21 protein-coding genes and 2 pseudogenes are annotated in these 20546 nt (G+C 64.7%); 15 read left to right on the top strand and 8 right to left on the bottom strand.

The window, feature by feature from the left end:
• Positions 1-64 precede the first annotated feature (64 nt).
• The 3 genes from BM228_RS30630 to BM228_RS30620 all read left to right on the top strand — a co-directional run bounded on the left by BM228_RS30630 (position 65) and on the right by BM228_RS30620 (position 4137).
• Positions 65-1245, top strand: a protein-coding gene (locus BM228_RS30630) for an IS3 family transposase (RefSeq protein WP_092046615.1) whose coding sequence is annotated in 2 segments (ribosomal slippage) — positions 65-326 and positions 326-1245 — 1182 coding nt in all. Because the reading frame shifts where the segments join, the coding sequence is not laid out codon by codon here.
• Positions 1246-1537: 292 nt separating this feature from the next.
• Positions 1538-3757, top strand: coding sequence for a TonB-dependent siderophore receptor (locus BM228_RS30625; protein WP_092046613.1), 2220 nt, complete (start codon positions 1538-1540; stop codon positions 3755-3757).
• A gap of 116 nt (positions 3758-3873) precedes the next feature.
• Positions 3874-4137, top strand: coding sequence for a hypothetical protein (locus BM228_RS30620; protein ID WP_092046610.1), 264 nt, complete (start codon positions 3874-3876; stop codon positions 4135-4137).
• A gap of 365 nt (positions 4138-4502) precedes the next feature.
• Here the strand turns inward: BM228_RS30620 and BM228_RS30615 are convergent, their stop codons facing one another.
• Together BM228_RS30615 and BM228_RS30610 are read right to left on the bottom strand one after the other, a co-directional pair.
• Positions 4503-5720 (bottom strand): DUF2325 domain-containing protein, encoded by a 1218-nt coding sequence (locus BM228_RS30615; RefSeq protein ID WP_092046607.1) that lies wholly within the window; start codon positions 5718-5720, stop codon positions 4503-4505.
• A 64-nt stretch (positions 5721-5784) separates the two neighbouring features.
• A complete protein-coding gene (locus BM228_RS30610) occupies positions 5785-6153 on the bottom strand; it encodes a winged helix-turn-helix domain-containing protein (RefSeq protein ID WP_092046606.1) in 369 nt (122 codons plus the stop codon).
• A 183-nt stretch (positions 6154-6336) separates the two neighbouring features.
• On the opposite strand from BM228_RS30610, the gene BM228_RS30605 reads away from it, so the two are divergent.
• Genes BM228_RS30605 through BM228_RS30590 form a run of 4 tightly spaced genes read left to right on the top strand, consistent with a single transcriptional unit; the run spans position 6337 to position 8979 of the window.
• Positions 6337-7392, top strand: a complete 1056-nt coding sequence (locus BM228_RS30605; RefSeq protein ID WP_092046604.1) for an NAD(P)-dependent alcohol dehydrogenase — start codon at positions 6337-6339, stop codon at positions 7390-7392.
• Positions 7393-7441: 49 nt separating this feature from the next.
• Positions 7442-8221 carry a molybdate ABC transporter substrate-binding protein gene (modA, locus tag BM228_RS30600; protein ID WP_092046602.1) on the top strand — a complete coding sequence of 260 codons (780 nt, stop codon included), beginning with the start codon at positions 7442-7444 and terminating at the stop codon, positions 8219-8221.
• A 36-nt stretch (positions 8222-8257) separates the two neighbouring features.
• Positions 8258-8467, top strand: coding sequence for a TOBE domain-containing protein (locus tag BM228_RS30595; protein ID WP_092046599.1), 210 nt, complete (start codon positions 8258-8260; stop codon positions 8465-8467).
• A 2-nt stretch (positions 8468-8469) separates the two neighbouring features.
• A complete protein-coding gene (locus BM228_RS30590; RefSeq protein ID WP_092046596.1) occupies positions 8470-8979 on the top strand; it encodes a hypothetical protein in 510 nt (169 codons plus the stop codon).
• A gap of 24 nt (positions 8980-9003) precedes the next feature.
• On the opposite strand, the gene BM228_RS30585 is transcribed toward BM228_RS30590, so the two are convergent.
• Together BM228_RS30585 and tsaA are read right to left on the bottom strand one after the other, a co-directional pair.
• Positions 9004-9858 (bottom strand): substrate-binding domain-containing protein, encoded by an 855-nt coding sequence (locus BM228_RS30585; RefSeq protein WP_092046594.1) that lies wholly within the window; start codon positions 9856-9858, stop codon positions 9004-9006.
• Positions 9859-9934: 76 nt separating this feature from the next.
• Positions 9935-10429 carry a tRNA (N6-threonylcarbamoyladenosine(37)-N6)-methyltransferase TrmO gene (gene tsaA / locus BM228_RS30580; protein WP_092046591.1) on the bottom strand — a complete coding sequence of 165 codons (495 nt, stop codon included), beginning with the start codon at positions 10427-10429 and terminating at the stop codon, positions 9935-9937.
• Positions 10430-10866: 437 nt separating this feature from the next.
• Between tsaA and BM228_RS30575 the strand changes: the two genes are divergently transcribed.
• Positions 10867-11067, top strand: coding sequence for a hypothetical protein (locus tag BM228_RS30575; protein WP_092046589.1), 201 nt, complete (start codon positions 10867-10869; stop codon positions 11065-11067).
• 20 nt (positions 11068-11087) lie between these two features.
• Here BM228_RS30575 and BM228_RS34270 read toward each other — a convergent pair whose 3' ends face one another.
• The gene (locus BM228_RS34270; RefSeq protein WP_139234283.1) at positions 11088-11393 is read right to left on the bottom strand and encodes a hypothetical protein; all 306 of its coding nucleotides are present in this window, start codon (positions 11391-11393) and stop codon (positions 11088-11090) included.
• Here BM228_RS34270 and BM228_RS30570 point away from each other — a divergent pair.
• From BM228_RS30570 to BM228_RS30560, 3 genes are all read left to right on the top strand, one after another.
• Positions 11392-11583: a hypothetical protein gene (locus BM228_RS30570; protein WP_092046586.1), complete on the top strand. Its 192-nt coding sequence runs from the start codon at positions 11392-11394 to the stop codon at positions 11581-11583. The genes BM228_RS34270 and BM228_RS30570 overlap by 2 nt on opposite strands.
• Before the next feature lie 173 nt (positions 11584-11756).
• Positions 11757-12071, top strand: a complete 315-nt coding sequence (locus BM228_RS30565) for a hypothetical protein (RefSeq protein WP_092046585.1) — start codon at positions 11757-11759, stop codon at positions 12069-12071.
• A 113-nt stretch (positions 12072-12184) separates the two neighbouring features.
• Positions 12185-13327, top strand: coding sequence for a PAS domain-containing protein (locus BM228_RS30560; RefSeq protein ID WP_092046583.1), 1143 nt, complete (start codon positions 12185-12187; stop codon positions 13325-13327).
• Positions 13328-13362: 35 nt separating this feature from the next.
• Here the strand turns inward: BM228_RS30560 and BM228_RS30555 are convergent.
• Together BM228_RS30555 and BM228_RS30550 are read right to left on the bottom strand one after the other, a co-directional pair.
• Positions 13363-14504, bottom strand: a protein-coding gene (locus BM228_RS30555) for an IS3 family transposase (RefSeq protein WP_092046582.1) whose coding sequence is annotated in 2 segments (ribosomal slippage) — positions 13363-14237 and positions 14237-14504 — 1143 coding nt in all. Because the reading frame shifts where the segments join, the coding sequence is not laid out codon by codon here.
• 39 nt (positions 14505-14543) lie between these two features.
• Positions 14544-15373: pseudogene (locus BM228_RS30550) on the bottom strand (IS630 family transposase); the annotation flags it as partial.
• A 389-nt stretch (positions 15374-15762) separates the two neighbouring features.
• Here BM228_RS30550 and BM228_RS30540 point away from each other — a divergent pair.
• The 3 genes from BM228_RS30540 (at position 15763) to BM228_RS30530 (ending at position 18081) form a co-directional block, all read left to right on the top strand.
• The gene (locus BM228_RS30540; RefSeq protein ID WP_092046580.1) at positions 15763-16056 is read left to right on the top strand and encodes a ribbon-helix-helix domain-containing protein; all 294 of its coding nucleotides are present in this window, start codon (positions 15763-15765) and stop codon (positions 16054-16056) included.
• 17 nt (positions 16057-16073) lie between these two features.
• Complete coding sequence (locus BM228_RS30535; RefSeq protein ID WP_092046579.1) at positions 16074-16838, top strand: hypothetical protein; 765 nt, start codon at positions 16074-16076, stop codon at positions 16836-16838.
• A 577-nt stretch (positions 16839-17415) separates the two neighbouring features.
• Positions 17416-18081, top strand: a complete 666-nt coding sequence (locus BM228_RS30530; RefSeq protein WP_139234282.1) for a hypothetical protein — start codon at positions 17416-17418, stop codon at positions 18079-18081.
• Positions 18082-19158: 1077 nt separating this feature from the next.
• Here the strand turns inward: BM228_RS30530 and BM228_RS30520 are convergent.
• Positions 19159-19584 carry an HNH endonuclease family protein gene (locus tag BM228_RS30520; protein ID WP_092046574.1) on the bottom strand — a complete coding sequence of 142 codons (426 nt, stop codon included), beginning with the start codon at positions 19582-19584 and terminating at the stop codon, positions 19159-19161.
• Positions 19585-19771: 187 nt separating this feature from the next.
• On the opposite strand from BM228_RS30520, the pseudogene BM228_RS30515 reads away from it, so the two are divergent.
• Positions 19772-20546: pseudogene (locus BM228_RS30515) on the top strand (IS630 family transposase); the annotation flags it as partial.

Here is a 20546-nt window from a genome sequence, read left to right as displayed (position 1 = left end):
TGATCCGCCCCCACTGAAGTGGTCCGCCCTTTGGTATGGCTTTTGAGCCTGGAGGACGGACGACATGGCCAAGCACCCGAAGCCCGAGGAGATCGTCGCCAAGCTACGGCAGGCAGATGTGCTGATCTCGCAGGGCCAGAGCGTCTCTGACGCCATTCGCGCCCTGGGCGTGAGTTCAGTGACGTACTACCGGTGGCGGCGTGAGTTTGGCGGTCTGAAGTCGGATCAGGTGCGCCGGATGAAGGATCTGGAGACCGAGAACCAGCGGCTGCGCAAGGCAATCGCCGACCTCACCCTCGACAAGCTGATCCTGCAGGAGGCGTCCCGGGGAAACTTCTGAGCCCCGCGCGCCGACGCGCCTGTGTCGAGCACATCATCGACGTCCTGCACGTCTCCGAGCGCCGCGCCTGTCGGGCCCTTGGTCAGCATCGCTCGACACAGCGCAAGGTCCCGCGGGGCCGTGATGACGAAGAAGCACTGACGGCCGACCTCGTGGCGTTGGCTGAGCAGTATGGGCGCTATGGCTACCGCAAGATCAGCGCGTTGTTGAAGGCGGCCGGGTGGCTCGTCAACGACAAGCGCGTCGAGCGGATCTGGCGGCGTGAGGGCCTGAAGGTCCCGGTCAAGCAGCCCAAGCGGGGGCGGATTTGGGACAACGACGGTTCCTGCCTCCGTCTTCGCCCGGAGTGCCGCAACCACGTCTGGTCGTATGACTTCGTCGAGGCCCGTACGCATGACGGACGCAAGTTCCGGATGCTCAACGTCGTCGACGAGTTCACGCACGAATGCCTGGCTATCCGCGTCGCCCGCAAGCTGAAGGCGATCGATGTGATCGATGTGCTCTCCGACCTGTTTATCCTGCGTGGGGTGCCGGTGCACATTCGTTCGGACAATGGCCCGGAGTTCATCGCCAAGTCGGTGCAGGCTTGGATCACCGGGGTCGGTGCCAAGACGGCCTACATCAGCCCCGGTTCGCCGTGGGAGAACGGCTATGTCGAGAGCTTCAACGCTCGCCTGCGGGACGAACTCTTGAATGGCGAGATCTTCTACACCCTGAAGGAGGCACAGATCGTGATTGAAAGCTGGAGACGACACTACAACGCTGTCCGCCCCCACGCGTCGCTCGGATACCGCCCACCTGCCCCGGAGGTGTTCGTGCCAGCCTTCACCGCTTGGCCGGCTGCGCTCGCTCGACCGGCTCCCCCGACCAAGCGACCCATGGTGGAGCGGCCCACCGCACACTAACTTTACTCTTGGACCACCTCGTGGGGGCCGATCAGATCTTCAGCCCCGCCCCTGGCTCAATCGCTCGGGGCAATGCAGTTAGTATTTTAAGAATTGCCTACGGCCGGACCCCATTTTGGGTAGCTTGGTCTCGCGCATGACCAGAGGGTGATCGATAAGCTCCAGCTTAGAATTTCTTCAGATTTGAACCGTTGTAAGTGTGTGAAATACAACACGTTTTCGGCTTGATCAACGATCCATGAACAGTGATTACACTGGCATTGTGCCGCTCCGGTGCACGTCAGCGTGATCCATGTCCTACCGCTACCCACTCCTCGCCGTTCTTCTGGCCACCACCACCCTTTCCGGGGCTGCGACGGCGCAGGACGGAACCGTCCAGCTCGACGAACTCTCGGTCGAAGCAGCAGGACCCGGCAGCTCAGCTCCCGGACCGGTGGGCTCCGGTGGAGTCAACCTCAGCGGCGGCGACGGCGGCACGGCCGCCACTAGTGGCGGCGGCGGCGGCCCATCCGGCATAACCGGCTACACAGCCCGCGTGACGACTGCCGGAACCAAGACCAACACGCCCATCATCGAGACGCCACAATCGATTTCTGTCGTCACCCGCGAGCAGCTCAACGACCGCAACGTCCAGACCCTGAGCGATGCGATCAACTACGTCCCCGGCGCCATCTCGGCCCGGTCGGGCTTCGACCCGCGCTTCGACCAGATCTTCATCCGCGGCTTCGACGTGCTGACCAATCAGGGCACCTATCGCGACGGCCTGCGCGTGATCGGCAGCGGGTTCATCTTCCCGCGCATCGAGCCCTACGGCGCGGAGGCCGTGACCATCCTGCGCGGGCCGTCCGCCGGCCTCTACGGCCTCGGCTCGCCCGGCGGCATCCTCGACATCACCAGCAAGCGCCCCGTCTTTGTGCCGTTCGGCGAGGTCCAGTTCCAGGCCGGCAGCTTTGACCGCTTCCAGGGCAACTTCGACGTCGGCGGCCCGATCGAGGGGTCGGGTGGAACCATGGCCTACCGGCTGACCGGCTTACGCCGCGAGGCAGGCACCTTCATCGGTCTCGGCACCAACGACGACCGGTTCAACATCGCGCCTGCCTTCACCTGGAAACCCGACGCGGCTACGACCTTCACGTTCCTGAGCGAGTTCCAGACGACCAACACGCCGGCCACGACGTTCTACTACAACTACCCGGGTTTCCGGGCGAGCCCGTACTACATGGGCGATCCGGCCTTCGCCGGTCTCAACCAGACGCAGTATCGTGTCGGCTACGCCTTCGAGCATTTCATCACACCCGATTTGGTCTTCCGCCAGAACTTCCGGCACTATGGCGTCTTCCTCAGTGGAAAGTACGTCGATATCAACGGCATCAACGACGCAAACACGATTGGCACGCGCGACACCGGCTACATCCGCGAGGGCTTGGTGCAGCAGACTCTGGACAACCAATTGGAAGCGCGCTTCGCCACAGGCCCGGTCGCCCACACCGTGGTCGGGGGCGTCGACTACGCTCGGTACAGCCTGAGCCAACGCCTCGGCTTTGGCCTAGCCCCGGACCTGAACCTCATCACGCGGAACTACGGCCAGCAGTTCATCGCGACCCCGACCCTCGGGTCCGCCGCGCGCCAGACCCAGGAGCAGATCGGCGTCTATTTGCAGGATCAGGCCAAGTTTGGCGACTTCATCTTGACCCTGAACGGCCGCCACGATTGGGTCTTCCAGGACAATTTCGCCACCCCCGACAGCGCAGTCTCAAGCCAGAACAACAGCGCGTTCACAGGCCGAGTCGGACTGGGTTACGTCCTGGCGCCAGGCCTCGTTCCCTACGCCAGCTACGCCACGACCTTCACCCCGCAGGTGGGCCTCGACCGGAACGGACAAGCGTTTAAGCCGGCTACCGGTGATCAGATCGAGGCGGGCGTGAAGTACCTGATCCCCGGCACCAACATCCAAACCGCGTTTGCCGGCTTCGACATCACCCAGTCGAACATCCTGATCCCCGACGCGTCCTCCCTCGCGTTCCAGACTGCCGGCGGGGCCGTGCGCTCGAAAGGTTTCGAGGCCGAGGCGACCGCCAACCTCGCCCCGGGCACGAACTTGACCATCGCCTACACGCACGTCGACATCCGGTTCGTGAACTCGGTCTCGTTCACTGGCCAGTCGCTCGCCGGGAACCTCGTTTCAGGCATTCCCCAGGATACCTACGCGTCGTTCCTGACCTATGCGTTCCCGCCGTCCTCGCCCCTGCGCGGCCTTCAGATCGGCGGCGGCATCCGGTACATCGGTTCAAGCTACGCAGATGACCAGAACACGGTGCGCAATACCGCTGTCACGCTGTACGATGCTTTGGTAGCCTACGACTTTGCGGCGCTCGACCCGAAGTATAAGGGCTTCCGTGCGCAGCTTAACGGCTACAACATCTTCGACCGGAACTACCAGACTTGCTCGTTCGGGTTCTGCAACCGTAACCAGCCGGCGACGGTGATTGGCAGCCTGATCTACCGGTGGTGAGAGGCCTCGCCTCCGGCGGCTCGGTGTGCGAGTACTGAGCCGTTACATCAGCACGACGACCGTGTCGCGCTGCATAGCGGGCCACGGCTTAGTCGACCCTGGCGTGAGAGGGTGACGTGTACGCGATCGACCTGACCCCGACTTACCAGGACACCCTTCGTCTCGCACAGCTCCGGAAGCAGGCGAAGCGCCTCGGACTGACGTTGTCCAAGTCCCGCTGGCATCAGCCTTATGTTCGGAACCGCGGCGGCCTGATCCTCCTCGATAGCCGGGCCGAGGTCGTCGCAGGGGACGGCTACAGCCTTAATCTGGCGGCGGCCGAGAGGATCTTGTCCGTTATGGCCGATCAAATGCCACCTTCGCGGCCACCATCAATGTAACGTATGGGACCAGCATCGAAGGCCTTGTTCAATGCACACTCCACTACCGGTAAGCAGAATTTTTCAACGTCCTGGAAAGTGCTAAATCAGACTATGGGCTTTACGTGGGAAAAATATTCAGCATCGCGCCGATCGCGCCGATCGTTCCCAACTCAATCAGTGTCGCTGTGATGTACGCCCGCATCCAGCTTCCAATGTTGGTAGATAAGCGGCCTTTGTCATTAGGATCGTCAAGCCAATCTGTCACGTGGTCCTGTTATATCGGGCATGTTGGGAAGCATCCCTATGTACGCTGTGCAACGAGGTAATGGCCCTGGCAGCCTCCTCCGGCTTGACTATGGCCTCCGAGCGATCTGCTTGATCGGCTATGGCGCATTCGCTAGTGGCATGACGATGTGCATAAAGCTCGCCAGGCTAGCGCTCCGCACCGGGTGGAAGGGCTTGGCCTGAGCTTCGCAGTACCGTTTTAGATGAAGGCTCGCCTCGTGGCTGACACAGCTCACGGGAAACACCGCCAGATCCGCTTGCCCAACCAGCCCCGCCAGGAGGCACAGGTTGTCCTCGATGCCGCCGTCGTGGTTGAGCAGCCTGCCGCCCCTGGCTTCCACAAAGCGGCGAAGATTGGCCACCTGACGCTGCCGACCGCCGACATAGAGGATGATCCGCCCGTCGAGCCGTCCTGATGCTCGGTCATCGGGGGTATCCGTGCTCGGTACATCCAGCGCCGCTTCGAGTGCAGCCAGTTCCCCTTCCACGGCTGACCGGCGGGCTATCTCCGCGGCGAGATCTGCGCTGAGGCGTTCAGCTGCGCCAGACAGTACCGCAAGCCGCTCCTCCAACGCGGCTGCATGCGCGGTCTCCCGGGCCAGCCGCACCTCTAGGCCGCGCGTGGACGGTGGCTCGATGGACGTTGTCGACGGGATGTGGCGCTCGGTTTCGATCGCCCGGGTTCGCTTCCCGAGATCGTCGCGCTCGCGCATGAGCGCCATGATGCGCTCATCCCGTGCCGCGATCGCTTCATCGCGTCGGCTCAACTCGTCTTCGAGATGGCGCAGGCGGCGGATATCGGCCCGGTTCGACTGACCGACGAGGTGCGAGAGCATGTGCACCTCCCCAAAGATATCCTGCACTAGAGGCCAATCGGTCGCCGGATGGGTTATCGCCGCCCAGTAGGCACCCGGGATCTCGCCGCGCTCCAGTGAGATCTTCCATAGGGCACGTACTGCATCGGCCGTGTGGGCTTCGTCGAAGCGCTCGACCTCTCGCTCGTGCCGCCGGTCCAGCGTCTTCTGCAGCAGACGACCGCCGCCATCCTTGCGGCCGGCGATCTGGACGATCTCGCCGTGCAGCCGGTGCTCGCTGATCGTCCGCGCGTCGGCACGGCCGAGTTTGGCCAGGATCGCGCGAGCCTCGGCGTTGGTCAGGCAGGTGCCGACGATCGAACAATGCAGGTTCTCGGCAAGCTCCCAGATCCGATCGCGCGGCTTGTCAGCTGGGTCGACGGCGGGCGGCACGAATGATGGGTGGCCGGCCGACGTGAGAGCGCGCAGGGCGGGACCGTCGAGGTAAGCATGTGGCGGCATCGGCGGCTCAGCAGTCGCTATATCCGATCAGATACAGCACTCTGTCCAAAAACAACCGGCTTGCCTAGGGGGAGGCCGTGGGCGGCTCGTCGTCCGCGTTCCGTTCAGAGGCGACGATCCGGTCGAGGAATGGGGCTGCAGCGCGATCGGCGGCACGCTCAATCGCGCGGTAGTGCGCCACGAGATCGGTTCCGAGGGCCGACAAGCGCGCGCCGCCCCCCGCCTTGCCACCGATCTGAGGCTCGACCACCGGCTGTCCGAAGCCGCTGTTCATCGCCTCGATCAGCATCCACGCTCTGCGATAGGACATGCCGAGCGCACGTCCGGCCGCGGAAATCGAGCCATGCTCGGCGATCATCTCCAAGAGCTGCACCTTGCCGGGACCGATACGGTTGCCGGGCCCGACGTCGATACGGATGCTCAGGCTTGCCATCGGACCTTCTTGACCACTCCACCCATCCTCACAACGCGCCTCGCCACCGGTTGTAGCTGCGCAGAATTGAACCCTTCCCCACGCTGTATCCAAACGTATATAGCCAATTGCCGCGAGGAAGGCTCACCGAGCCCTCTTCCATGCGCTCCTGGCTGAGCGGTCTCCTTCAACGAGGTCGAGACGATGTTCCAGTGCACCGGCTACGCTGCCCAGAGCGCCGAGGCGCCGCTCGCGCCGTTCAGCTTCGAGCGTCGTGATCCCGGCGTATCCGACATCGAAATCGAGATCGTCTACTGCGGCGTCTGTCACTCGGACCTTCACACGGTGCGCGACGAGTGGGGCGGCACACTCTACCCGTGCGTGCCCGGTCACGAGATCGTCGGTCGCGTCACCCGGGTCGGTGCCGAGGTCACGACCTTCAAGCCGGGCGATCTGGCCGGTGTCGGCTGCATGGTCGCCTCCTGCCGCGAGTGCGCCAGCTGTCGCGATGGGCTGGAGCAGTATTGCGAGCCGGGCTTCACCGGCACCTACAACGGCCCCGAGCCGCAGACCGGCGGCCATACCTTCGGCGGCTATTCGAGCCACATCGTCGTCGACAGCCACTTCGTCCTGCGCATCCCGGAAAACCTCGACCTCGCAGGCGTCGCCCCCCTGCTGTGTGCCGGCATCACCACCTACTCGCCGCTGCGCCACTGGAAGGTCGGGCCGGGTCAGAAGGTGGGGATCGTCGGGCTCGGTGGCCTCGGACACATGGGCCTGAAGCTCGCCCATGCCATGGGCGCACAGGTGACGCTGTTCACGACCTCGCTGGGTAAGGAGGCGGACGCCAAGCGCCTCGGGGCCGATGCGGTGGTGATCTCGAAGGATGCCGACGCCATGGCCGCGCTGGGCGAGAGCTTCGATTTCATCCTCGACACGGTCGCGGCCGAGCACGACATCAATGCCTACCTCGCCCTGCTCAAGCGGGACGCGACGCTGGTCCAGGTCGGGGCTCCCGAGAAGCCACTACCGATGCAGGTGTTCAGCGTGATCTGGCGGCGGCGCAACTTCGCCGGGTCCCTGATCGGCGGGATCGCCGAGACCCAGGAGATGCTCGATTTCTGCGCCGAGAACGGCATCACCTCGGACATCGAGATGATCCCGATCGATCAGATCGAGACCGCCTATGCCCGCATGCTCAAGAGCGACGTGAAGTACCGCTTCGTCATCGACATGGCGTCGCTTTCGAAGGCGGCCTGAGCCCTAACTCCAACGTACCCCACCGCAGCCCCTCAAGGACCCACACCGTATGCGCAGTCTGATCCGCTCCGGCCTCGTCGCCGCCCTGCTCCTCGCCGCCGGCGCGGCGCAGGCAGCAGACACCGCGACGGTCTTCGCCGCGGCCAGCCTGAAGAATGCCCTGGACAACGCCGGGAAGGCGTTCACCGCACAGACCGGGGTCGAGCTCAAGGCGAGCTACGCTGCCTCCTCAGCCCTCGCCCGGCAGATCGAGAGCGGGGCGCCCGCGGACCTGTTCGCCTCGGCCGACCTCGAATGGATGGACTACCTCGCCAAGAAGAACCTCATCCGCCCGAACACTCGGGTGAACCTACTGGGCAACCGGCTCGTCCTGATCGCACCGAGCGATACCAAGGAGAGCGCCGTCGCCTTCACCCCGGACGCGTTCGCGAAGGCGCTTGGCCCGGACGGTCGGCTGGCCACCGGCGAGGTCAACTCGGTGCCGATCGGCAAGTACGCCAAGGTCGCCTTCGAGAAGCTCGGCCTCTGGGGTGGTGTCCAGCCCCGTCTCGCCCAGAGCGACAACGTGCGAGCTGCTTTGGCGTTGGTCTCGCGCGGCGAGGCGCCCCTTGGCGTGGTCTACGAGAGCGATGCCCGATCGGATCCAGGCGTAAAGGTCGTGGGCGTGTTCCCTGCGGACAGCCACCCGCCGGTGGTGTACCCGTTCGCGGTCACCGTGGATGCAAAAGGCGAGGGCGCGCAGCGCTTTCTGGACTACCTCCGAAGTGCAGCGGCCAAGCCGTTCTTCGAGGCCCAGGGCTTCAGCATCGTCGGCGGCGGCAAAAGGTAGTCGGCCTCTAGACGGCCAGGCAGGAAAGCGAACGTCGTGAAGATCAGCGCACGCAACATCATCAAGGGCACGGTGGTCTCGGTCGACAAGGGCGCCACCACGGCGCACGTCAAGATCGAGATCACCCCCGGGCAGGTGGTGACCTCCTCCATCACCAATGAGGCCGTCGATAGCCTCAAGCTCGTGGTCGGTGGTCCGGCTTATGCCGTGATCAAGGCGTCCGACGTCATGATCGCCGTCGACTGACGATGTCGGTCTCCCGCGCCATCCTCGTCGCCGGACTGATCACCGTCTCGGTCAATGCGGCCACGGCTGAGGATGCCCCGGCCTGCGCGAGCTTCGCATGGTCGATGGCGCGGGAGCGGACCGCCTTCGCTTCGCCGAACCTGTCCACCCTGGCATCCGGTTCGGCTCTGCCGAGCGATGGTGGCGCGGCGCAGCTGACGTTGAAGCCTGCTGAGGAGATCGAGCTACCCGTCCCGTCCGAGAGACCGGCGAAGCCCGATACGTTTGCGGGCTTCGTGAAGGCTACGGTTCCGGCCACGGGCAGCTATCAGGTGACGCTCTCGGACGATGCTTGGGTCGACGTCAGCCAAGACGGTCGCTCGACCCTCAAGCCCACGGCCATCAGCGGTAAGGCGGGCTGCCCGGACGTGCGCAAGAGCGTACGTTTCGCTCTCGATGCCGGCTCGGTGACGATCGAGATCAGTCGCGCCCCGGGCCCTCAGATCAAGCTCGACCTCCTCAAAGCCGAGTAGCTCTGCGCTGGCGCAACAAACCCTTCACGGCTCGCTGATCGGTCCGAGTTCGTGGCGGGTGAGGATCGCCTGGCCTTTTTCGGAGACGAGGAACAGTGCGAGTTGCATCGCGTCCGGATTGTCGGTCAGCAGCGCCATGCCGTAGGTCGCCTGCACGGATAAGTTGGGTGGCAGTTGGATCAAGCTGAGGCCAGGGGCCTCCTTCATCGTGCCGTCCTGGCCGCTGCAGTAGTACAGCAGGGCGTCGGCGTTGTTGCCGAGGAACACGGTCGCGCTGGGGCTTCGCCCGGCCATGGGCACCATCGTATTCGGCGAGCCCAGTAGCTTCAGCGCTTTCTTATCCAGCGTCGCCTTGGCACCGGGGTGGACGGCCTCGGCCCGGTCGAACACGGCTTGAGCGTAGTCGCCGCCTGGATCAGCGCCGGGCGTCGAGGTCGCGAGTCGCAGATCGGGCTTGAGCAGGCGGTCGAGGATGTTGTCGGGCGACAGGCCGAGGTCGGCACGGGCGAGTACGCACAGCTTGTTGCGAGCGAACGGCACGACAGCTTTAGCCTTGCCAGCCTCCACAAGACGACGCGGTCCAGCGAGGTCGGCGGAGAGGTAGAGATCCGCCGTCTCGCCGCCTTCGAGGCGCTGCCGCAGCAGCCCTGCAGGTCCGAAGGTCGGAGCGGCCACCGCTTCGACAGGCAGGCCGGCGGCGGCGATCACGTCCTTGAGTGCAGCCACGAGACTGCCGGCGGCGTAGACTCGAACTGGTTCCGCTCGTGCAGCGGACACGGGCACCACGGCGAGGGCACCGAGGAGTGCGACGCAGCTGAGGAGGCGAGGGGAAAGCAAAAAGCGCGCGAGGGACAACAGCAGCTCCAGATAACGCGGCATCGTTATATCCGGACGGATATAGCCGAGAAGCGACCAACGTCATCCCCGCAGTGAAGCCGAGCGCGTGACCGCTTGGTCAGCCCTCAGTTTCGAAATCACCCGCCTGCGGTGGGGCTATCGGCGTGAACAGGGTCCGGTCAGGCTTCAGGTCGAGGAGTGGCGTCCCATCCAGGCAGTCGAGGCCGCGCACCGTCAGGATGTTGCCCTCGATCGACACGAGCGTGACGATAGATGTGCCGATCGGGTTCGGTCGCACCGGCGAGCGCAAAGCGAAAGTGCCCCGCGTCGTGCCATCGTTGGCTGGGCTCTGACGCACGAGGTCACGTCGGGACGCATCGAGCCAGTACAGCACCTCGATCCGAGCGAAGGCCGCCAGTCCGTCGAGAGCTGCGACCCAAGGCTCGAACAGCTCGATGCGGCAGGACGGACCGTCGAGCCTACCTTGCCGCGGGCAAGCGAGACGATCGGTCCAGGGTGTGTGAATACGGCCAATGTAGACCAATCCAGCATCATCGGCCGCGGGCGCGGCGACTGCGATTTCGCCGGCTCTGATTTCATTGAGGCGCACCATGGAGGGCTTTCTCTCATGGACGCCTGACGCACGCTACCGGGCTCGCGCCGGCACCGAAACGCCGAACTACACGGGCGGGATGTTCGTCCGATCGCGAGATCATTGGCCATGGGCCGGCGCTCGCGGTGTCCAGCTCCCCCGCAACGCACCGACCCTCACACGACCGCCCGGCCAAGGCTCCACGGGTAGGCGTCAGGGAACTGGCCTGCGCCCGCCTGTCGTCGCGTACTCACCCTTCCGCACGCCGTGCAGTGTCGCGAACGCTTCGGGCACGCCGACGAGTGAGACAGCCTCCATAGCCATTCCGACCTGGTTGTCATCCACAGGCAGCCATCAGCACGGCCGGAACTCGCCGATGCTGCGGTCGTTGACCCCTCAGATTGGATCTGTTCTAATTCGCTAGAGAGCGGATCGACCGTCAGAGTAGGAGTACCGATATGACCAGCGCGCACTGCGACAGCTGCAAGTTCTTTGACGAGCACAAGGGCAATGGCGCTGCTGCGCAGGGCGATGCCGGTCTGTGCCGGTTCAACCCGCCTGTGAGCCAGCCGGCGCCGGAGTCGAAGGGCCTTTGGCCGGTCGTGTCGTCAGAGGACTGGTGTGGTCACTTCACCGCAGAGATGACTGCGGCCGAGTAAACCACTCTCGTCGCATCCCCTCAGGGGAACGCAGGGCCAGCCTTCGGGCTGGCCTTTTTCATTGCCGTGTCGTCAGGGCTGCGGATCGGCACAAATCGGAATTTCACACCGGCATAACGTCCATTCAGACTGCCAAGGTCCAGCACGATCGTTCCAATGAGCAAGATCCTTGAAACGCTGCCGTTGGAACTTGGCCGCTTGTTATCGGCCTGGGCGATTGAGGCCGCGTTCACCCCCTTGGTAGGATGTTTGCGGTATGCAGCTTGCCGATCGGAAACGACCATGCCGTCAGCGAAGGGTTTAAAATCGAGTGATCCGAGGCCCATGAAGCCTCGGTACTGGATAGCCTACTTCGACGCGCTCGCCACAGGGCCGCTGCTAGCCAAGCCGCACACGGCGCGCCGCCGGGCCGGTGAGATGGCACGGATCTGCCCCTATCCCGATGTCGCCTCCGCGGGCATGGCGAAGGTGAAGACCGCACTCAAGACGCGCGGCTCGTCGACTCCTCCGTCCTAGCGCTGCCTTCACATAAGGCGGCGTTCTGAGACCGTGTGTATCGCCCGGGTTCGAGAAGCTGCTCCAACCTCGTAGCGGTCGCGCAAGATTTTGGATCTTTCAATAGCACACCGCCGCTAACGCGACGTTAACCACATCGGTTGTGCACTGCGAGGTGTCCAGAGGGACTAGCCATGCGCCACATCCACGTCGTGCCCGGTCTGCGCCTGCGGTTTGCTGGCCGCGACGAGACCTTCGACGAAGGTGTTGAAATCGGTCTCCTCGCGGCTCAACTGGCATCGGGCGTAGCCGAGTTCACGATGACCTTGGCCGCCAGTACACTGGACCAAGCGCGTATGCTGGCTACGAATATGGGCTACCGCCTCCACGTCACAACGATGGATGAAGGCACGCTCGAAGTGATGTTCCTCACTGGAAGCCGCCGGCCCAAACTGCAACTTGTGCGTAACAAATCCTCGCACGCTCATAGGTGTAGTTCCTCGGCCTGAGATCTGCTCGGCGAGTGCATCCGAGGCGATTGACTAGATCAGGACTGACAAAACGCGGCGGTCTGGGCTTTTCCTCGCATTCGAGCGTTGGTGCTTCGGATGGAGATACCCCGATGGTCGATGAGGCGCGCCACATACAGATGCGGCAGATCGTGGCCGGCCTGTCCGAGGGCGTGATCCTGATCGAGCCGGATCAGACCATCGCTTACGCGAACGATGCCGCCGTGATGATGCACGGCATTACCGATGTCGGCGATCTCGGCGCCACTGTGTCCGAGTACCGTGCGAACTTCACGCTGCACTACCGCAATCATCGGGAGATTGGCCCGCTGCAGCATCCCCTCGACCGGGTACTTTCAGGCGAGGTGTTCCGCGACGTCGTGGTCGAGCTGGTCCCAACCCGGGATCCAACACACAGGTGGATGCACCGTATCCGCAGCCTGGTGACCACCGATGCGGCCGGCACGCCGAGTGGCCTCGCCCTGGTGATGCAGGACGTGAGCGAACGCTACCAGGCCGAGGCTCGGTTCGAGCGGATGTTCAACGCCAACCCGGCCCCGGCAATCATCTGCCGGATCGCCGACCTGCGCTTCGTGCGGGTCAACCACGGTTTCCTCGACCTCACCGGCTACCATCGCGACGACGTGCTCGGCCGGACCTTCTGCGAGATCGACCTGCTGCGCGAGGCCGAGCGGCGCGAGATGGCGGTCCATCGCCTGCACGAGGGCCGCACCATCCCACAGATGGAGGCTCAGCTCGCCACGCCGTGTGGCCGCGGCCGCTACGTGATCGTGGCCGGGCACGCCATCGAGATGCCAGGCCCGGGCGGCATCGAACCGTGCATGCTGTTCACCTTCGCCGACCTGGAGGATCGCCGCAAAGCCGAGATGGCCTTGCGCCACAGCGAGGAGCGCTTTGCCAAGGCGTTCGACCTGTCACCGGTGCCGAGCGCGTTGATGGACGCGGACGAGCTGGAGATCACCAGCGTCAACCAAGCGTTCGTCACCACCTTCGGGCACGCCCCCGAGGCCGCGGGTAGCCAGTCGCTCGCCGACCTTGCGCTCTGGGTCGACCGCGCCGAGCAGCGCAAGTTCTCCCGCGATCTCAAACGGCTTGGCGGCATCCGAGGCTTCGAGGCCGTGCTGAAGGATGGGGCAGGCACCGAGATCGACTGCTTGATCTCGGCCGAGCGGGTGAGCATCAACGACGAGGCCTGCGTGCTGTGCGTCCTGCAGGACATCACCAGTCGCAAGTGACCTGACCGATATTTTGGACCGAGCCAATTGAGAGGCTACTGCATGGTGGCGGCCATGGGTAGCCGGAAGGCCAGATCCGGGTAGCTGACGGGCGCGGGCGGCCGATAGCCCAACGACGAATGCGGTCGAACGCGGTTGTAGGTGGTTTGCCATAGACCGATCACGATCTGCGCCTCCTTCAGCGAGTAGAAGATTTCTTGGCGTAGGCACTCGTCGCGCAGCTTGCCGTTGAAGCTCTCGCAATAGCCATTCTCCCACGGGGATCCTGGCGCGATGTACTGGATCTGTGAGCCAGCTTTGGCGACCCATTTGCGCAACGCCTTGGAGATCATCTCTGGGCCATTGTCGCAGCGAATGTGCTCCGGGATGCCGTGCAGGCACATCGCGTCGGCCAGCGCCTCGATCACGCCGACGCTGTTGATGCGCCGCGCCACCTTCAGCGCGAGGCAGGCCCGGCTGTGCTTGTCGATCAGCGTTAGGATGCGCAGAGAGCGCCCATCGTGCGTCTGGGCTTGCACGAAGTCGAAGCTCCAGACGTGATTGCGGTGAAGCGGTCGTAGCCGCACGCAGGAGCCGTTGTTCAGCCACAGGCGGCTGCGGGGTCTATGTCGGCTGGGGACCTTCAGCCCCTCGCGACGCCAGATGCGCTGAACCCGGTCTTTGCCTACCTGCCAGCCGGCTGCCTGTAGCAGCGCGGTGACTCGGCGGTAGCCGTAGCGTCCGTACTCGGACGCCAGGGCGATCATGGCCTGGGTCAGTGCATCCTCGTCGGCCAGCACGGTAGGCACGTAGCGTTGCGTGCCGCGGTGCTGACCGATGATCCGGCAGGCGTGACGTTCCGAGAGGCCGTACTTCTCACGGATGCCGTCGACCGCCTGCCTGCGTCGCTCGGGGGCTACAAGTTTCCCGAGGCGACGTCCGCCAGCACCTGCTTCTCTAAAGAAAGGTCGGCGACGAGCCGGCGCAGCCGAGCGTTCTCGCGCTCCAGATCCTTCATCTTCCTGGCTTGATCGACCTGAAGGCCGCCGTACTCCTTGCGCCAGCGGTAGTAACTCTGCTCGGAGATCTCCGCCTCCCTGCATGCAAGGGCCAAACTCTTGCCCTGGGCCGTCTGCACCTCAATCTGGCGCAGCTTGAGCACGACCTGCTCCGCGTTCGTCTTCTGGCCTCGCCGCATGTCCAACTCCTTTGGTCCTGGCTGATCCTCTCAATCAGCCCGGTCCAAAGCCAGCCGGCCAGGCCAGACCTGCTCGATCGGATTGAAGTCGGGACTGTAGGGCGGAAGGTAGAGAACCCGTGCGCCGACCGCCTCGATGGCCTCGCGCACCCCGGCGACCTTGTGAGCGTTCAGATTGTCGAGGATGACGGTGTCACCGCGCCTCAGCACCGGGGCCAGGGTGTCGGTGACGTAGGCGCGGAAGCGCATACCATTCGTGGCTCCATCGAAGACGCTCTTGGCGATCAGTCCCGTGGCGCGCAGGGCGGCAGTGATGGTGGTGGTCTTGTAGTGGCCGTGGGGCACAGCGATCCGGCAGCGCTTACCACACGGAGCACGACCATAGCGGCGGACCATCTTCGTCGTGGCGGCCGTCTCGTCGAGGAAAACTAGGCAATCTGGATCAAGGTCGGGTTGGCGATCGAACCAGTCCTCGCGCGCGGCCCTCACATCCGACCGCTCCTGCTCGGCCGCGTGGACAGCCCCTTTTTACGGGTGATCCCATGCCGGGCGAAGAAGCGTGACAGGCTGCTCGTGCTGGCCCGGACGCCGCGTTCCGAGAGCCTGTCGCGCAGTTCCCGCAGGAAGGAGAGCGGGTGCTCTTCGTTGAGCCGAAGGATCAGGGCGGCCTGCGCTTCCAAACGCTGCGAGTTGCGGTCGCCGCCCATGGGCTTGGGCGCGACCTGCCCGTCCTGTCGGAAGCGCTCATGCCAACGGACTGCGCTGGCCGCCCCGACACCGAAGCGTTTGGCCGCCTGACGCCGCGAGGCGCCCGCTTCAATCGCGGCGACCACACGCTCGCGCAAATCGACCGACAGGGCTGAAGGCATGGCGTTCCTCCATCACAAGCCCATCCAGCGAATCACACGCCAGCCAGGTCGCCAACCCCAACCGATTCAACCCGCCAGGGCACGGCTCTAGCGCTGCCGGTGTGCCCAGTCCGCCTGGGTGATCGGGTAGCCTACAGCCGGTGTCTGATCGGGGGCCAGACGGCCCAGGAAGTGGAGCCTACCGGCAAGGCTGCCGCTGAAGTCGCACGCCTCCACACGTGGGCATGCGAACAGCTCCACCTTCCCGCACCCGCACATGTCATCATAACCGCAGGTGAGGATGTGCACACGCCCGCAGGTGCGCAGGCGCGCAGGTGATCATTAGCGCATAACAGCACGTGGGCATGGTGCCAGACGCACAAGCGCGCATCACAGGAGCACAGGACGACATGACGAACCGCTTCCAGGCCGGGCTTGCCGGCATCAAGGGCAACAGCGGCAGAACACCTACGGTCACCGCGCCGGCCCCGGCAGAACCCGAGCTTCCCAATGTCATCCCGGTGGCAGGGACTGCCCCTAGCCGGAAGGGCAAGGTGGTGATCAGCGCCTACTTCGATCCGGCCGTGCGGCAGCAGCTCGCCATCATGGCGATCAAGCAGGACCGGTCACAGGCAGCCCTTCTCGCCGACGCCCTCAATCTGCTGTTCGAGCGGCATGGGGAAGCACCGATCGCCAAGGCCTAGCCGGACCTGTCAGCCGCATGCGCAAGCTCTACAGTCCCCTGCTGGCCCTCTCCGGAGCCATCGCCACAGGCGCCGTGTGGACCGTAGGGCAAACAGGTCCGCAGGAGACGAACGCCCACCTGTGCGAGTTCGTGGGCCGCTACCTCCCCGACACCCCGCCGGACTGCGGCGCACTCGATCTAACGGTCCGGGTCGCAGGGTGGCTGTTCGTCGCCTCGCTGTTCGTCGCCATCGCCAAAATCGCCTGGATCGCGACAGGCTGGCGAAGGGGGCGTCGGACCAAGGGTGCGGAGGCAGCGTCGGTCCTGGAAATCCACTTCGACCCCGCGAACCCGGCACGCCGCTTCTGGTCGCTGGAGGCTCCGCGTGATCGGGAGGGCACCCGGCATCCGGGCGTAGTCCATGAGTACCGGGTGGACATCCACAACCCGACGATGCGGACGATCCGCAACGTGTCCGTCACCGTGGAGCACGCTGGGGACATGGGCTCCAGACCCACGGACGCCTTCTTGGACAAGACGTGGGCCCAGGTCTTCGACCTGAAGCCCGGGTGCGCGGAGCTGGCGACCATCCTGCGTTGGCCGCATCCGAAGATACAGCCGGGCATGCTCGCGGGTCCTTCGGCGCTTTGCTACGGGCCGATCGTGGTCATCGCGAGCGGGGACGACATCCCTCCGACGTGCCGCATCTTCTGGTTCGACTACCAGCGCGAGCCGATGATCTTCGACAAGCTGGAGCCCGGCGAGGAACTGCGGGCAATCGACCGCCCAACCCCGGTGTGAGCGCCTGATCAGCCGTACACAAAGTGAAACGGGACGGCTTACGCCGCCCCGTCCGTTCACCGCAGCAGGTAAACCGCCCAGGCGATCGCCGAAACGATCACAGCAACGTCTACCTTCAGGGTTACAACGACACGAATGGTGGCCTTCATGGGCCTACCCTCCGGGCCGGGCGCGCCTCGACCCTAAGGGGTTGAGGGGTTGGCCCCTGTCGAGCGGATAAGGCGCCAGCTCCCAGGTATCACCGCCCCACCGTCAGCGTTCGCGTTCCGCCTCCGGCAGCTCTGCGTCATCTCCGGTTGAGCGCTTCGGTTGGCGCCACGTCGTGATGCTCCTCCCTGCTGCCGGCCGCAGTCACCTCCCGGACGCGGGGTTCCCCCTAGATGATGAGCCCAGGTCCACCGGCCGATCGATGATCGTCCATCCGCACAGCCGTTGCTCCGGGCACCGCCACGGACGGGTTAGCAGACGAACAACTTGAAGATGGTGATCCCAAGCGTAGGCGTCTAGTCACTAGAGCTGCACCTGATACGTGGCTTAGCTTCCGCGTACAGCGCGGGACGTATCATAGGGGTGAGATGTGGCGTCCCGGGTCTCGACCGGCTTTCATCGGATCGGTCTCGTACTGGCAGCACCGCTTGCAGTGCTCTCTCTCGGTTTGTTGGCTGCCCAGTGGCAGAACCCCACCGGGGGGTACAAGCCCCACGTGAGGGACGAGGGGATGATGGCATGGAAGCCCGAGAGGTCGGACCTGATCACTCGATCCCTCCGGTTGAAGCAGGAGGAGGTAGGTGCTGAAGCCCCTCCGGGCTTCATCATCATCGGTAAGACCCTCCGGAAGGAGAAGGCACCGACTGGAGTGCAAGCCGGCGCGTTCAACGACTTGGTAATGGGCGTCCCGGAGTGGGTGGTCTTCCAGCTACGCGACGGCCGAGAGGTCTCCATCGGCACGACCGATGAGAATGTGGCCTTCAATGCCGCAACCGACTTCCTGTACCGCGAGGATCAAGCCGGGCGGCCCTTCACGGACAAGGACAAGGTGTCGTCCAACGGCGTGCGCATCGCGTTCTTGAACCCCTTCAACCAGTTCCAGACGGAGCCGTGGCCGATCGCTCGGCCGGCTGACACCCCGCGGTCAATGGACTGGTTCCTCGCCGCTCTCGCAATGGGGGCAGCGGTGACGGTGTACCTGTCTGCCCGGGCCCTCGGCTGGATCGTAGATGGGTTCGCTAAGCCCGCCGGCTAAGCAGCGGCACGGTGGTGAACGAGCTGACGCTCCCAGTGAAACCGGTTGCACTGGAGGAAGGGGCAGATGGATTGGACCCGTCCGGAAGTCATCTCAGCCGCCGCGCTTGCCGTGTCGGGGCTTAGCTTCGCGGTTTCAGCCTTCACCGCGTGGCGGGCCGTCGCTGCGGATCGGCCGCGCGTTTGGCTGGTCCTGGAGCCCACCGAGGCACCGGATTGCTGGGTTGGCAACATCCACGTTCAAAGCGGATCGAGGGTTGGGGTTACCGGTCATAGCGTCAGGCTGGCCCGGATATCGGTTGCAAGTGCCCGCAACCAATCGCTCCTGCTCGGCCCGTCCCGACGGGTCATTTGGATAGGTGAGGATGGCGGTACTAGGATTTCTTCCGATGACGCCGAGCAGTGCAGCGCCCTGAAAATCCCCGTCCATGAGGACCCGACTTCTATGGTACCCAGGGGCGAGCACGGGGTCATCCGCGTGGTGGTCTACCGCCCAGCACTGAGCCGATCGGAAAGCGTCACGTTGGTGGTGACGTTACAAAGCTTGTCGGGCCGCCCGTCCTATCGGGACCACACGATCCATAGCGACATCCCAGGAAGCGGCATCGGGTTTGTGCTTGGCCGGTAGGCGGGGCCGGTCCCCAGGTTCTCCACCTAAGGACCGGCATCCAGCCTAGTCGCTGAAGCTCGCCCGCTCTTGGGACGCTCCAGCCGGTCCCGCACCCCCACCCCCCTGGACGGTGATGCGTGAGCTGAAATCTTTGGCCGCGATGGCCGCGCAGGATGCCGCTATGGCCGCCGTGTTGGCCTGCGTCCCGACGGACGATGCCGCGATCGAGTTCAGCGATCCGATGGCCTAGATTGCGGAGAGCGCGGAGTTGCCAGCCGACGCGACGCTGTCCCAATTAAGAACCGCCCAGGCAGCCAAGCCGGCAGCGATGATGCCCACGGCGATGCCCACCGGTCCCGCGGTCGCGATCACGCCGGCAGCCATGACGCCAGCCCCTCGATCTCGCTGTGACGGTGCAGGGCGGGCGGTGTTTGCCGCTTTGCTGCGTGTTTTTCGGACGTGGGCGCTTCAGAGGTGCTGAACCGGGGCTTCCAAGGCTATCCATCCCTTGCCGCACGGTTCGCGCGAGGCAAAACGGGGCACAGGATCGAGCGAAAGACCATTGCGACGAACTGCGTTGATACGGTGATGTATCGGCATCCCGATCTTTATGCCGTCAATCATGAGAAAGGGCGGAGCCGGAGCCATTTGGTCTATGATCGGGTCATAGAAGCGGGCCGCGATGCGCTCACGGATCGGCCGGCCGGGCCGGAACTTGTCGCGCCCGTTCGAGCTGGCCGAGCCCACGATCAGGTGATCAGGGTTCGCGCACACGGGGTTGTCGCAAGCGTGTGTGGCGAAGTCCTTGGGGCCTAGAGGGCGATCGGCGGACAGGGTCGCCATGAGCCGGGCGACTTTGATCTTCTGGGTCGATCCGTCCGCTAGCCCGATCATGATCGATGGCCGCGTGCTGAAAGCGCCGTACCGCATGCACCCGCACGGAAGCCGCGTCAGCCGCCGCAGGTGCCGTTCGCACTCATCGAAGGTGATGACTTCTGTGGGGAAGGCCGCCTTAGAGCAGCATCCGAGCGTGATGAAACGGCTGGCGCGGTGAAGGGTTGGTCGGCGAAGGAGAGCGCCGATGTCCTCAGCCCTGTCCGTCGATCTGCGTCAACGCGTGGTCCATGCCGTCGCGGCCGGCGCCTCCCGACACAAAGCTGCCGAACGCTTTGGGGTCAGCCTGGCGAGCGCCAGTCGGTGGTGTGAGCGCTTCGTCTGTGAGGGCCACGTCGCGCCCAAGCCGATGGGCGGCGATAAGCGCTCGCACCAGATCGAGGCGCAGGCCGACCTGATCGTCTCCCTCTACGAAGCGCAGCCCGGCATCTACCTGCACGAACTCCGTGCGGCTCTGGCCGAACGCGGCATCTGCGTGGCCCAGAGTAGCCTCTCGCGCTTCTTCAAGCGCCACGGCATCTCGCGAAAAAAAGTACGGGGCACGCGGCCGAGCAGGACCGGGAGGACGTGAGAGCTGCGCGCGAGGCGTGGTTCGAGGGCCAACTCGACCTCGACCCGGATCGCCTCGTGTTCATCGACGAGACCGCAGCCAACACCGCCATGGCCCGGCGCTACGGGCGCGCTCCACGGGGCGAACGCTGCCGGATGAGTGTGCCGCAGGGCCACTGGAAAACCACCACTGTCACGGCGGGTCTGCGCACCAGCGGCATCACCGCCCCCTGGCTGCTGGACGGTGCCATGAACGGGCAGGCCTTCCGCACCTACGTGGCCGACGTGCTCGCTCCGACGCTCCAGCCCGGCGACACGGTCGTCATGGACAATCTGCCGGCCCACAAGGTCAGCGGCGTCCGCGAGCGGATCGAGGCGGTGGGAGCCCGGCTGCTCTACCTCCCGGCCTACTC

The sequence above is a fragment of the Methylobacterium pseudosasicola genome, assembly GCF_900114535.1.
GTDB classification, from domain to species: domain Bacteria; phylum Pseudomonadota; class Alphaproteobacteria; order Rhizobiales; family Beijerinckiaceae; genus Methylobacterium; species Methylobacterium pseudosasicola.
This window is presented reverse-complemented; position numbering and strand designations above follow the sequence as displayed.

Bases quoted from the DNA above. Each gene is read 5' to 3' on its own strand.
- BM228_RS30625 (WP_092046613.1), top strand. From the start codon at position 1,538: ATGTCCTACCGCTACCCACTCCTCGCCGTTCTTCTGGCCACCACCACC.
- BM228_RS30615 (WP_092046607.1), bottom strand. From the start codon at position 5,720: ATGCCGCCACATGCTTACCTCGACGGTCCCGCCCTGCGCGCTCTCACG.
- BM228_RS30610 (WP_092046606.1), bottom strand. From the start codon at position 6,153: ATGGCAAGCCTGAGCATCCGTATCGACGTCGGGCCCGGCAACCGTATC.
- BM228_RS30605 (WP_092046604.1), top strand. From the start codon at position 6,337: ATGTTCCAGTGCACCGGCTACGCTGCCCAGAGCGCCGAGGCGCCGCTC.
- modA (WP_092046602.1), top strand. From the start codon at position 7,442: ATGCGCAGTCTGATCCGCTCCGGCCTCGTCGCCGCCCTGCTCCTCGCC.
- BM228_RS30590 (WP_092046596.1), top strand. From the start codon at position 8,470: ATGTCGGTCTCCCGCGCCATCCTCGTCGCCGGACTGATCACCGTCTCG.
- BM228_RS30585 (WP_092046594.1), bottom strand. From the start codon at position 9,858: ATGCCGCGTTATCTGGAGCTGCTGTTGTCCCTCGCGCGCTTTTTGCTT.
- tsaA (WP_092046591.1), bottom strand. From the start codon at position 10,429: ATGGTGCGCCTCAATGAAATCAGAGCCGGCGAAATCGCAGTCGCCGCG.
- BM228_RS30575 (WP_092046589.1), top strand. From the start codon at position 10,867: ATGACCAGCGCGCACTGCGACAGCTGCAAGTTCTTTGACGAGCACAAG.
- BM228_RS30570 (WP_092046586.1), top strand. From the start codon at position 11,392: ATGAAGCCTCGGTACTGGATAGCCTACTTCGACGCGCTCGCCACAGGG.
- BM228_RS34270 (WP_139234283.1), bottom strand. From the start codon at position 11,393: ATGGGCCTCGGATCACTCGATTTTAAACCCTTCGCTGACGGCATGGTC.
- BM228_RS30565 (WP_092046585.1), top strand. From the start codon at position 11,757: ATGCGCCACATCCACGTCGTGCCCGGTCTGCGCCTGCGGTTTGCTGGC.
- BM228_RS30560 (WP_092046583.1), top strand. From the start codon at position 12,185: ATGGTCGATGAGGCGCGCCACATACAGATGCGGCAGATCGTGGCCGGC.
- BM228_RS30540 (WP_092046580.1), top strand. From the start codon at position 15,763: ATGACGAACCGCTTCCAGGCCGGGCTTGCCGGCATCAAGGGCAACAGC.
- BM228_RS30535 (WP_092046579.1), top strand. From the start codon at position 16,074: ATGCGCAAGCTCTACAGTCCCCTGCTGGCCCTCTCCGGAGCCATCGCC.
- BM228_RS30520 (WP_092046574.1), bottom strand. From the start codon at position 19,584: ATGATCGGGCTAGCGGACGGATCGACCCAGAAGATCAAAGTCGCCCGG.